The 11462-nt window shown below is 68.3% G+C and carries 10 protein-coding genes; 1 reads left to right on the forward strand and 9 read right to left on the reverse strand.

Going from position 1 to position 11462, the window contains the following annotated elements; all coding sequences use genetic code 11:
* Nucleotides 1-70: 70 nt before the first annotated feature.
* The 7 genes from pyrF to pyrR are packed head-to-tail and all read right to left on the reverse strand — an operon-like array spanning nucleotide 71 to nucleotide 9035.
* Nucleotides 71-937: an orotidine-5'-phosphate decarboxylase gene (gene pyrF / locus AC1D2F_RS04965; protein ID WP_229994569.1), complete on the reverse strand. Its 867-nt coding sequence runs from the start codon at nucleotides 935-937 to the stop codon at nucleotides 71-73.
* Complete coding sequence (gene carB, locus AC1D2F_RS04970; protein WP_476966321.1) at nucleotides 930-4229, reverse strand: carbamoyl-phosphate synthase large subunit; 3300 nt, start codon at nucleotides 4227-4229, stop codon at nucleotides 930-932. The genes pyrF and carB overlap by 8 nt, the downstream gene beginning before the upstream one ends.
* The gene (carA, locus tag AC1D2F_RS04975) at nucleotides 4229-5461 is read right to left on the reverse strand and encodes a glutamine-hydrolyzing carbamoyl-phosphate synthase small subunit (RefSeq protein ID WP_229994588.1); all 1233 of its coding nucleotides are present in this window, start codon (nucleotides 5459-5461) and stop codon (nucleotides 4229-4231) included. Before carA ends, carB begins: the two co-directional genes overlap by 1 nt.
* 19 nt (nucleotides 5462-5480) lie before the next feature.
* Entirely contained in the window at nucleotides 5481-6002 is a 522-nt protein-coding gene (locus AC1D2F_RS04980; protein WP_229994570.1) for a PH-like domain-containing protein, read from the reverse strand.
* A complete protein-coding gene (locus tag AC1D2F_RS04985; RefSeq protein WP_476966322.1) occupies nucleotides 5999-7387 on the reverse strand; it encodes a dihydroorotase in 1389 nt (462 codons plus the stop codon). The genes AC1D2F_RS04980 and AC1D2F_RS04985 overlap by 4 nt, the downstream gene beginning before the upstream one ends.
* Nucleotides 7387-8439, reverse strand: a complete 1053-nt coding sequence (locus tag AC1D2F_RS04990; protein ID WP_229994572.1) for an aspartate carbamoyltransferase catalytic subunit — start codon at nucleotides 8437-8439, stop codon at nucleotides 7387-7389. Before AC1D2F_RS04990 ends, AC1D2F_RS04985 begins: the two co-directional genes overlap by 1 nt.
* Nucleotides 8436-9035: a bifunctional pyr operon transcriptional regulator/uracil phosphoribosyltransferase PyrR gene (gene pyrR, locus AC1D2F_RS04995; protein WP_290369379.1), complete on the reverse strand. Its 600-nt coding sequence runs from the start codon at nucleotides 9033-9035 to the stop codon at nucleotides 8436-8438. The genes AC1D2F_RS04990 and pyrR overlap by 4 nt, the downstream gene beginning before the upstream one ends.
* Before the next feature lie 136 nt (nucleotides 9036-9171).
* Between pyrR and AC1D2F_RS05000 the strand changes: the two genes are divergently transcribed.
* Entirely contained in the window at nucleotides 9172-10434 is a 1263-nt protein-coding gene (locus tag AC1D2F_RS05000) for a PrsW family intramembrane metalloprotease (protein WP_476966323.1), read from the forward strand.
* Between the two features lie 53 nt (nucleotides 10435-10487).
* Here AC1D2F_RS05000 and nusB read toward each other — a convergent pair whose 3' ends face one another.
* Together nusB and efp are read right to left on the reverse strand one after the other, a co-directional pair.
* Nucleotides 10488-10898: a transcription antitermination factor NusB gene (gene nusB / locus AC1D2F_RS05005; RefSeq protein WP_018773145.1), complete on the reverse strand. Its 411-nt coding sequence runs from the start codon at nucleotides 10896-10898 to the stop codon at nucleotides 10488-10490.
* Complete coding sequence (efp, locus tag AC1D2F_RS05010; protein WP_018773146.1) at nucleotides 10898-11461, reverse strand: elongation factor P; 564 nt, start codon at nucleotides 11459-11461, stop codon at nucleotides 10898-10900. Before efp ends, nusB begins: the two co-directional genes overlap by 1 nt.
* Between the last annotated feature and the right edge of the window lies 1 nt (nucleotide 11462).

An 11462-nucleotide genomic window follows, 5' to 3' on the forward strand; every position in this document is an offset into this window, starting at 1 on the left:
AGTCCCCGAACGGGACAGCCCGCGGCCCGGGTCCGGCAGCGCCGGTCCCGGGCCGGCTGGGCGGCTGCCGCTAGGCGGCGAGGAGTTCGTCGAGGGTGCGCCGTGCGGCATCGCGGAGGGACTGCAGCTGCGGTCCGGCGCCGAGGATGTCCCGGCTCGAGGTGCCCAGAACCTGGGGGTAGGCCGCACCGAAGGTACGGCGCAGGTCCGCGGCCGTGGCGCCCTGCGCACCCAGCCCCGGGGCAAGGATGGGCCCGCGGACCGCCGCCAGGTCGAGATCCAGTGTGGTGAGGGCGGAGCCCACCGTGGCGCCGACCACGAGGCCCACTGAACCGAGGGAACCGTCATAGCGGCGGTTCTCCGCCGCGGCCGCTTCCGTGATCCGCCGCGCGACGGAGTCCGCCCCGCCGACGTGCTGGACCGAGGCACCTTCCGGGTTCGAGGTCAGCGCGAGGACGAACACGCCGCGCCCGGTCTCGGCCGCCAGGTCCAGGGCGGGCCGCAGTGACTCAAAGCCCAGGTACGGGCTCAGCGTGACCGAGTCCGCTGCCAGGGGTGAGCCGTCCCGCAGCCAGGCGTCGGCGTAGGCGGCCATGGTGGAGCCGATGTCGCCGCGTTTGGCGTCGGCAATGCTCAGCACGGACGCTTCCGCCGCCGCGGCAAGGGTGCGTTCGAGCACGGCGATTCCAGCCGAACCGTGCCGCTCGTACAGGGCCACCTGCGGCTTCACCGCGGCAGCGAGGGAGGCCACGGCCTCCAAGACGGTCAGCGAGAAGCGTTCCAGCCCGGCGGCGTCGTCAGTCAGGCCCCAGCGCTGCAGGAGTGCCGGGTGCGGGTCGATGCCGACGCACAGCGGGCCCCGGTCCGCCATGGCCCGCCCCAGCCGGGAGCCGAAGGACTCCCGGCTTGCCGTTTTGGCGGTGGGGGCCTCAGGCATCCTGCAGGGCCTTCAGGTTCGCGGCGTGCTCCTGCAGGCTCGTGACGGACCATTCGTAGGTGCGCAGCGCCTCGATCGCCTGGACGGCGGCGTTGAACTCGGCCACGGTGGTGATGCACGGGATGCCGATCGACGTCGCGGCGGCACGCAGTTCGTAGCCGTCGCTGCGGGCCTCGCCGCCGGAGGGGGTGTTGAAGACCATGTCGATCTCACCGGCGATGATGAGGTCCGCGATGGTGCCTTCGCCCTCGGCGCTGGAGCCCTCGGCGACCTTCCGGACCGGGGTGGCCTGGATGCCGTTGCGGCGCAGCACGTCGGCCGTGCCGCCGGTGGAGACGATCTCGAAGCCGAGGTCCGAGAGCCGCTTGACGCCCATGATGACCGAGCGCTTGTCCCGGTTCGCCACCGACACGAAGATCTTGCCCTCGGTGGGCAGCGCGTTGTTGGCGGCCGCCTGGCTCTTGGCGAAGGCCGTGTCGAAGTGCTTGTCGATGCCCATGACCTCGCCCGTGGAGCGCATTTCCGGGCCGAGCAGGGAGTCGACCACCTTGCCCTCGGGGGTGCGGAAGCGGCTGAACGGCAGGACGGCTTCCTTGACCGAGACCGGGGCGTCCAGCGGCAGGGAGGAGCCGTCGCCGCTCTCCGGCAGCATCTTGTAGGCGCTGCGGAGCTGGTTAATGGTGACGCCGGTGCCGATCAGGGCCGCGGCCTTCGCCATCTGGACACCGGTGGCCTTGGAGACGAACGGCACGGTGCGTGAGGCGCGGGGGTTGGCTTCGAGGACGTAGAGCACGTCGGAGGCCAGGGCGAACTGGATGTTGATCAGGCCGCGGACGCCCACGCCCTCGGCGATCGCCAGGGTGGCAGTCCGGACCCGTTCCAGCACGTTGCCGCCCAGGGTAATGGGCGGCAGCACGCAGGCCGAGTCGCCGGAGTGGATGCCGGCCTCCTCGATGTGTTCCATGATGCCGCCGAGGTACATCTCCGTGCCKTCGTAGAGGGCGTCGACGTCGATCTCGACGGCGTCCTCGAGGAAGCGGTCGATCAGCACCGGGTGGTCCGGGGTGATTTCGGTGGCGTTGGCGATGTAGCGGGAGAGGTTGGGCTCGTCGTAGACGATCTCCATGCCGCGTCCGCCGAGGACGTAGGACGGGCGGACCAGGACCGGGTAGCCGATCTCGTCGGCGATCTTCTTGGCGTCCTCGAAGGACACTGCGGTGCCGTTCTTCGGCGAGACGAGCCCGGCCTTGTCAAGTACGCGGGAGAAGGCGCCGCGGTGTTCGGCGAGGTCGATCGCCTCCGGCGAGGTGCCGAGGATCGGCACGCCGGCGTCGGCGAGCTGCTGGGCCAGTTTCAGCGGGGTCTGGCCGCCGAGCTGGACGAAGACGCCCATGACGCCGCCGGTGCGCTCCTCGGCCGCGATGACCTCGAGCACGTCCTCCAGGGTGAGCGGCTCGAAGTAGAGCCGGGTGGAGACGTCGTAGTCCGTGGAGACAGTTTCCGGGTTGCAGTTGACCATGACGGTCTCGTAGCCGGCCTTGCGCAGCGCCATCGAGGCGTGGACGCAGGAGTAGTCGAATTCGATGCCCTGGCCGATCCGGTTGGGGCCGGAACCGAGGATGATGATGGACGGCTTGGCGTGCAGCGCGACCTCGTCCTCCTCGTCATAGGAGGAGTAGTGGTACGGGGTGTAGGCGGCGAACTCGGCCGCGCAGGTGTCCACGGTCTTGTAGACGGGACGGATGCCGAGGGCCTGCCGGACGCCGCGGACGACGTCCTCGGAGTTGTGGGTCAGGGCACCGATCTGCTCGTCGGAGAAGCCGTGGCGCTTGGCGCGTGTCAGCATCTCCGGAGTCAGTGCCGCGGCCTGCCGGATTTCGAGGGAGATCTCGTTCAGCAGCTGGAGCTGGTCCAGGTACCAGGGGTCGATCTTGGTGGCCTCGAAGAGCTGTTCCACGGTGGCGCCGCCGAGCAGGGCGCGCTGGACCTGGTGCAGGCGGTCGGTGGTGGGACGCTTGGCCTTCTCGATCAGCTCAGCAACTTCCCATTCCGGGACGTGGCTGAAGTCCAGCTGGGAGCCCTTCTGCTCCAGGGAGCGCAGGGCCTTCTGCAGCGCCTCGGTGAAGTTCCGGCCCATGGCCATGGCCTCGCCCACCGATTTCATGGTGGTGGTCAGGGTGGGGTCCGCCGCCGGGAACTTCTCGAAGGCGAAGCGCGGGACCTTCACCACCACGTAGTCCAAGGTCGGTTCGAAGGACGCCGGGGTCTTCTGGGTGATGTCGTTCGGGATCTCGTCCAGGGTGTAGCCGAGGGACAGCTTGGTGGCGATCTTGGCGATCGCGAAGCCGGTGGCCTTGGAGGCGAGGGCGGAGGAGCGGGAGACGCGCGGGTTCATTTCGATCACGACGACGCGGCCGGTGTCCGGTTCGACGGCGAACTGGATGTTGCAGCCGCCGGTGTCGACGCCGACCTCGCGGATGACGGCGATCGAGATGTCGCGCAGCCGCTGGTATTCGCGGTCGGTCAGGGTCAGTGCGGGGGCGACGGTGATGGAGTCGCCGGTGTGCACGCCGACCGGGTCGAAGTTCTCAATGGAGCAGACCACCACGACGTTGTCGTTCTTGTCCCGCATCATCTCGAGCTCGTATTCCTTCCACCCGAGGATGCTCTCCTCGAGCAGCACCTCGGACGTGGGGCTGTACTGCAGGCCCTGGCCGACGATCCGGCGCAGGTCGCCCTCGTCGTAGGCCAGCCCGGAGCCGAGGCCGCCCATGGTGAAGGAGGGCCGGACGACCATCGGGTAGCCGAGGTCCCCGGCTGCGGCGAGTGCCTCGTCCATGGTGTGGATGATGTGGCTGCGGGCCGACTCGGCGCCGCAGCGCTCCACGACGCCCTTGAACTTCTCGCGGTCCTCGCCGAGCTCGATCGCGGCAATGTTGGCGCCGATCAGCTCAACGTTGTACTTCTCCAGGACGCCGTTCTTGTCCAGGGCGATGGCCGTGTTGAGGGCCGTCTGGCCGCCAAGGGTCGGCAGTAGCGCGTCGGGGCGCTCCTTCGCGATGATCTTCTCCACCACTTCGGGGGTGATCGGCTCGATGTAAGTGGCGTCCGCGAACTCGGGGTCCGTCATGATCGTGGCCGGGTTGGAGTTGACGAGGATGACCCGCAGGCCTTCCTCCTTGAGGACGCGCAGTGCCTGGGTGCCGGAGTAATCGAATTCGGCCGCCTGGCCGATCACGATCGGGCCGGACCCGATGACCATGACGCTCTTGAGGTCAGTTCTCTTGGGCATTACTTCTTGTCCTCAGTCTTGGAATCGGTGGCAGTTTTTGTGCCTGTCTCTGTCTTTGAAGAAGCGTCCGCCATCAGCTCGATGAAGCGGTCGAAGAGGTAGGCGGCGTCGTGCGGGCCGGCGGCAGCTTCGGGGTGGTACTGCACGGAGAAGGCCGGGATGTCGAGGCAGGCGAGGCCTTCGACGACGTCGTCGTTGAGGCTCACGTGGCTGACCTCGACCCGGCCGAAGCGTTCCTCGGGGGCCTGGGTGGCGCCGTTGAGCGGGGCGTCGACGGCGAACCCGTGGTTCTGCGAGGTGATTTCGACCTTGCCGGTGCGGCGGTCCATCACGGGCTGGTTGAGGCCGCGGTGGCCGTAGCGCAGCTTGTAGGTGCCGAATCCGAGGGCGCGGCCCAGGATCTGGTTGCCGAAGCAGATGCCGAAGTACGGGATCTTCTCATCGAGCACGGAGCGCAGCAGCGCCACCTGGTTGTCCGCGGTGGCCGGGTCGCCGGGGCCGTTGGACATGAAGAAGCCGTCGGGGTTGACGGCCTGGACGTCGGCGAGGGTTGCCGTGGCGGGCAGCACGTGCACCCGGACACCGCGCTCGGCGAAGCGGACCGGGGTCATGCGCTTGATGCCCAAGTCGATGGCGGCAATGCTGAACCGCGGCTCGCCGTCCCAGCCGAAGTCCTTGGGCTCCACCGTGTACGCGGCGTCCACGCTGACTTCCTCGGCGAGGCGTGAGCCTTCCATCGGCGCGCTGGCCAGGACGGCGTCGAGAAGTTCCTTGTCCGTGGCGCGGGCGGCGTCGCCGGAAAAGATGCCGGCGCGCATGGTCTTGTGTTCGCGCAGGTGGCGGGTGATGGCGCGGGTGTCGACGCCCTGGATGCCGACGATCCCCTGCTCGACGAGCTCGTCATCCAGGGAACGTTCGGAACGCCAGTTGGAGGGCCGGCGCGCGGCGTCGCGGACGATGTAGCCGGCCACCCAGATGCGGCGGGACTCGGCGTCGTCGGTGTTGACGCCCGTGTTTCCAATGTGCGGCGCGGTCTGGACCACGAGCTGGCGCGCGTAGGAGGGGTCGGTGATGGTCTCCTGGTAGCCGGTCATGCCGGTCGCGAAGACCGCCTCGCCGAGCGCCGTTCCGGTGGCGCCGTAGCTGGTGCCGCGGAAAAACCGGCCGTCCTCGAGTACGAGGACTGCGGGGGTGGATGCTGCTGCAGCGGGTGCAGTGGGGTTTGCTGTCACTTTGGGGTCCGTCACGTTGTTACTTTCCACTATCGGCTTCTGCCTGAGGGGCTGCGGAGATCAAATCTTGGAGGGTGCTGAGGAGCACGGCCTTGTCCTCGGCACGGCGGGTCCGGTAGCCGGTGTCCAGCTCGTGGGAGCCGAGCATCCAGCTGAGCACCAGCAGGCCGTCTTTCTCGACGAACTTTCCGGCCATGCCGCTTTCCTGCCGCACACCGGTGAGGCGTCCGGCCGGGATGAACACCGGGCCGGCGCCTGAGCGCTCGAACAGGACGCCTTCGGGGTGCACGCTGAGCTTGGCGTTGGTGCGGACGCCCAGGTTGTGCACGGCGATCCGGTCCAGCCAGTCGCCGGCGGTGGTGGATGCGACGTACTGGCCGTCGGCGGCGGCCAGCGGGGCGCCAAGCCCGGCGGGAACCTCGGGGAGGGGCTCGACGTCGGACTGGCGGCGCAGGCGGTTGCGCCAGCCGACGGCGATGAGGGTAAGCGCGACGCCGATCAGGACGAGGGTGAAGAGCAGGGAAAGGTCCTTGACCGTCATGGGCGGAGGCCCGCCGGTCCGGCGTCGACGGCGTCGACCGGCCACCGGTACGGGGTGTTGAGTTTTCCGTCGAGAACGGTCGGGTGGCCCTTGAAGAACGTCGCCACTACCTTCCCTGGCAGTTCCCGGCCGGCAAACGGAGAGTTACGGCCCATGGTTGCCATCTTAGAAGGGTCCACGGTCCAGCGCGCAGCCGCGTCCACGAGTATGACGTTGGCGGGCTCACCGGCCTCGAGCGGGCGGCCCTGGTCCCGGACCCGGCCGATGGCGGCCGGCGCCGTGGAGGTCACGCGGGCAAAGTCTTCCCAGCCCATCAGGCCGGTTTCGATCATGGTGTGCTGCACCACGGACAGCGCGGTTTCCAGCCCGGTCATGCCCATGGCCGCCTGCGCCCACTCGCATTCCTTGTGTTCGCTCGGGTGCGGGGCGTGGTCGGTGCCGACGACGTCGATCGTGCCGTCGGCCAGGGCGGCGCGGAGGGCCTGGACATCGGCGTCGGTGCGCAGCGGCGGGTTGACCTTGTAGACCGGGTCGTAGCTGCGGGCGAGCTCATCGGTGAGCCAGAGGTGGTGCGGGGTGACCTCGGCCGTGACGTTGACGCCGCGGGACTTGGCCCAGCGGATGATCTCCACGGACCCTGCCGTGGAGACGTGGCAAACGTGCAGGCGGGAGCCGACGTGCTGGGCCAGCAGCACGTCCCGGGCGATGATGCTCTCTTCGGCGACGGCCGGCCAGCCGGCCAGGCCCAGGACGGCGGAGACCTCGCCCTCGTTCATCTGGGCGCCGGCGGTGAGGCGGGGTTCCTGGGCGTGCTGGGCCACGACGCCGTCGAACGCCTTGACGTATTCGAGTGCGCGGCGCATCAGCACCGGATCGTGCACGCAGATGCCGTCGTCGGAGAACACCCGCACGTGCGCGCGGGAGTCGGCCATGGCGCCGAGTTCGGCGAGCTGCTCCCCCGCGAGTCCCACGGTCACGGCGCCCACCGGGCGGACGTCCACCCAGCCGGCGGTCCGGCCCAGGGTGAGGACTTGTTCGACGACGCCGGCGGTGTCCGCCACCGGGGTGCTGTTGGCCATCGCATGGACTGCCGTGTAGCCGCCCAGCGCGGCGGCGCGGGTGCCGGTTTCAACGGTTTCGGCGTCTTCGCGGCCGGGTTCGCGCAGATGGGTGTGGATGTCCACCATGCCCGGGAGCGCAATGAGGCCTGCGGCGTCAATTACCGTTGCGTCCCTCACCCCGGCGCTGTCGGCGTCCAACTGCCGGCCGCGGGCGGCGATCACGCCGTCCCGGATCAGCAGGTCCTCGGCTGCCCCGCCCAGGATCGCGGCGCCTCGGATGAGGTAGGCGCCGCTGTTGTCTGCGTGCTGTTGCTGTTCGGCCATCAGTGGCTCTCCTGGTGGGAATAAGTGAGGTTCGGATTGGCGGCGGGGGAGGTTGCGGCAGATACAGATACAGGTGCGGCGGCCGGTTCGCGGTTCTCCCCGGAAAGCAGCAGGTACAGCGCCGCCATGCGGATCGAGACGCCGTTGCGGACCTGCGCCAGCACGGTGGAGCGGGGCGAGTCGGCCGCGGCCGCGGAGATCTCCAGGCCGCGGTTCATCGGACCCGGGTGCATGATGATGGTGTCCTTGAGCCCGAGGCTGTCCAGGGCCCGGAGCCGGTTGTCGTCGAAGCCCCAGCGACGCGAGTACTCGCGGGTGGTCGGGAAGAAGGACGCATTCATCCGTTCGCCCTGGACCCGGAGCATCATCATGGCGTCCACTCCCTGCGCGAGCGTCTCGTCGAGGTCGAAGCTGACGGCGCACGGCCATTTTTCGACGCCGATGGGCAGCAGCGTGGGCGGCGCGACGAGCGTGACCTCGGCGCCGAGGGTGCGCAGCAGCCAGACGTTGGAGCGGGCCACCCGGGAGTGCAGCACGTCGCCGGCGATGGCGACGCGCATGCCTGTGAGGTCCGCCCCGGCCGACGGCGTGCCGGCGAGCTTCGACCAGTGCCGGCGCATGGTGAACGCGTCCAGCAGCGCCTGGGTGGGGTGTTCGTGGGTGCCGTCGCCGGCGTTGATGACGGCGGCGTCGATCCAGTCGGTCGCAGCGAGCCGGTGCGGGGCGCCGGAGGCCCAGTGCCGGATAACCACCGCGTCGGCGCCCATCGCGGCGAGGGTCTGGGCGGTGTCCTTGAGTGACTCGCCCTTTGAGACGGAGGAGCCCTTCGCGGCGAAGTTGATGACGTCGGCGGAGAGCCGCTTGGCGGCGGCTTCGAAGGAGATCCGGGTGCGGGTGGAGTCCTCGAAGAACAGGTTGACCACGGTGCGCCCGCGCAGGGCGGGGAGCTTTTTGACTTCGCGCTCCCCCACGGCCGACATTTCCTCGGCGGTGTCCAGGATGCGGATGGCGTCATGCAGGCTCAGGTCTTCGGTGGAGAGCAGGTGCCTCATGCGGTGGCCTCGATGACCACTTCATTGATGGGGGCGCCGTCCACAGAGTCGGTTTCCTCGAGGCGGACGCGGACCTTCTCGGACGAKGACGTGGGCAGGTTCTTGCCGACGTGGTCCGCGCGGATGGGCAGTTCCCGGTGGCCGCGGTCGATCAGCACGGCCAGGCGGACAATCCGCGGGCGGCCGAGGTCGATGATGGCATCGAGGGCTGCCCTGATGGTGCGTCCGGAGTAAAGGACGTCGTCGATCAGCACAACAACTTTGTTGTCGATCCCGGTCCGCGGGAGCTGGGTGGGGTACGGCGGCCTGGTGGGCTGGTGCGAGAGGTCATCGCGGAACATGGTGACATCGAGCTGGCCGACTATCGCGGCGGCGTCCACGGTGGGGTCGGCGGCAGCGATCTTGGCGGCGAGGCGGACGGCCAGGGGATAGCCCCGGCGCGGGATGCCCAGCAGGACGAGGTCCTGGGAGCCCTTGTTGGCCTCGAGAATTTCATGGGCGATACGAGTGAGGGCGCGGTCGATGTCAGCCTGGTTGAGGACAACCCGGGTGAGCATCACCTTCGCCGGACCCGGTGCTGAGGGCACAGAAGTCAAAGCTCGTCTCCCCTTTCCCCGCCTCACGGGACGGAATTAAAAAAGGATTATTTGCTCTTTCAAATTACCACAGCGGGGCTGACGCCCCGTCGCCGCCGGAATGCGTTTAACCTCACACGGACATAGGCTCGGTTCCATGACGACGAACGAGCCGCGCCACGGGCATGACCACCCCGGCGCCTCCGGTGAGCGGCCGCTGCCCCAGCAGGCCAACCCGACGTGGCTGGGGCACGTCCAGCCGGCGGATTACCAGAGGGCCCCTGCCAACAGCCGCGGCCAGTTCGAGCCGGCATTCCCTCCCGCCCTTCCGGCGGTCGCGGGCGGCCGCCGTTCCGCCGGCGTTCTTGGCCTCGTGCTGGCCGGCGGATTCCTCGCGTTCATCAGCCTCTTCCTGGTCCTGCCCTTCCTCCTGGAAAGGACCGGAATCTCGGGCTTTGTCATTGGCTTCATCGCCTCCCTGATTCCGCTGGGCACCGTGTTGCTGACGGTGCGCTTCATCGACCGCTGGGAGCCTGAGCCCAAGCCGCTGCTGCTTTTCGCCTTTGCCTGGGGAGCTGTCGTCTCGATAGCGGTGACGATGCTGATCCAGCCCTATTTTTCATTGGTGGCGGGACCTGCCTCGGGACTGGACTATACGACGTTCGCGGTGACGGTCCAGGCGCCGGTGGTCGAGGAATTCGCCAAGTCCCTGGGGCTGCTGGTGCTCCTGCTCTTCGCCCCGAGGCACTTCAACGGACCGGTGGACGGCGTGGTGTTCGCCTTCACCATCGCGGCAGGCTTCGCGTTCACCGAGAACATCCTTTACTTCGGCCGCGCCATCGCCGAATCGTCCGACCCCGGCACGGACCTCGCGGTGGTGTTCTTCCTCCGCGGGGTCATGTCCCCCTTCGCCCACGCAATCTTCACGGGAACCACCGGCCTGATCATGGGCCTCGCCGCGACCCGCGGGCGGACCGGCCTGTCCGTGCTGGCGTTCGTCGTCGGCCTCGTCCCCGCGATGCTGCTGCACAGCGGCTGGAACAGCATGGGCCAGGACTTCCTGGCCCAGTATCTGCTGGTGCAGGTGCCGATCTTCGTGCTGGCGGTCCTGGTCATCGTGCTGCTGCGGGTGGCGGAGCGCAGGCTCACCCGCCAGCGGCTTATGGAATACGCGGCCGCGGGCTGGTTCACCACGGCCGAGGTGGAAATGCTGGCCACCGCCGCGGGCCGCCGTTCTGCGCTGCGCTGGGCAAAGTCCGTCGGGCGGGGCRCACAGATGAGGTCTTTGCTCGATGCAGCCACCCAGCTTGCCTTCACCCGGCAACGGATTCTCAGCGGCCGGGACGTGCCGGCGCACCAACGCGATGAGCAGCACCAGCTCGCCGAGATCGCCGCGCTCCGGGCCGCCGCCGTCGGCTAACGAAAGAACCCCGCCCAGGATGTCCTGGGCGGGGTTCTTTGCGGTGCGGGGTCTCAGGCCAGCAGCGAAGGCTTCAGCTGCTGCAACCGGCCCAGCAGGCCGTTGATGAACGACGGCGACTCGTCCGTGGAGAGCGTCTTGGCCAGGGCCACAGCTTCGCTGACTGCCACGCCGTCCGGGACGTCGTCGTTGTAGAGCAGTTCCCAGGTGCCGATCCGCAGGATGATGCGGTCCACGGAGGGCATGCGCTCCAGGGTCCAGCCCTGCGAATAGGTCTCGAGGAACTCGTCGATGGCCACCTGGTGCGACACCACGCCTTCGACAATTTCGAGGGTGTACGGGTTGACGATCTGGTCGGTCTGCTCGCGGCGGGACTTCAGGACGTCGAACGCCGAGGCAGAGCGCTGCTCGGCCTCAAAAAGCACATCGAGGGCCCGGTTCCGGGCCTTACCGCGCGCACTCACTAGTCGTTGACCCGGCCGAGGTAGCTGCCGTCGCGGGTGTCGACCTTGACCTTGGTGTTGTTCTCGACGAACAGCGGCACCTGGATCTCGTACCCGGTTTCGAGGGTGGCAGGCTTGGTGCCGGCCGAGGAGCGGTCGCCCTGCAGGCCCGGCTCGGTGTAGGTGATCTCGAGGACGACGCTCGGGGGCAGCTCGATGTAGAGCGGGTTGCCCTCGTGGATGGCGATGTTGACCATCTGGTTTTCGAGCATGAAGTTGGTGGCGTCGCCGACGGTGGCGGCCGAGACGGTGAGCTGGTCGAAGTCCGAGGTGTCCATGAAGACGAAGTCGGCGCCGTCCTGGTACAGGTACTGGTAGTCGCGGCGGTCCACGGTGGCGGTCTCAATCTTCAGTCCGGCATTGAAGGTCTTGTCGACGACCTTGCCGGACATCACGTTGCGCATCTTGGTGCGCACGAACGCGCCACCCTTGCCGGGCTTGACGTGCTGGAACTCGATGATGTTCCAAAGCTGGCCCTCAAGCTTAAGGACGGTTCCGTTCTTGATGTCGTTAGTGGTTGCCACT

The organism is Arthrobacter sp. P1_B3, assembly GCF_056406615.1.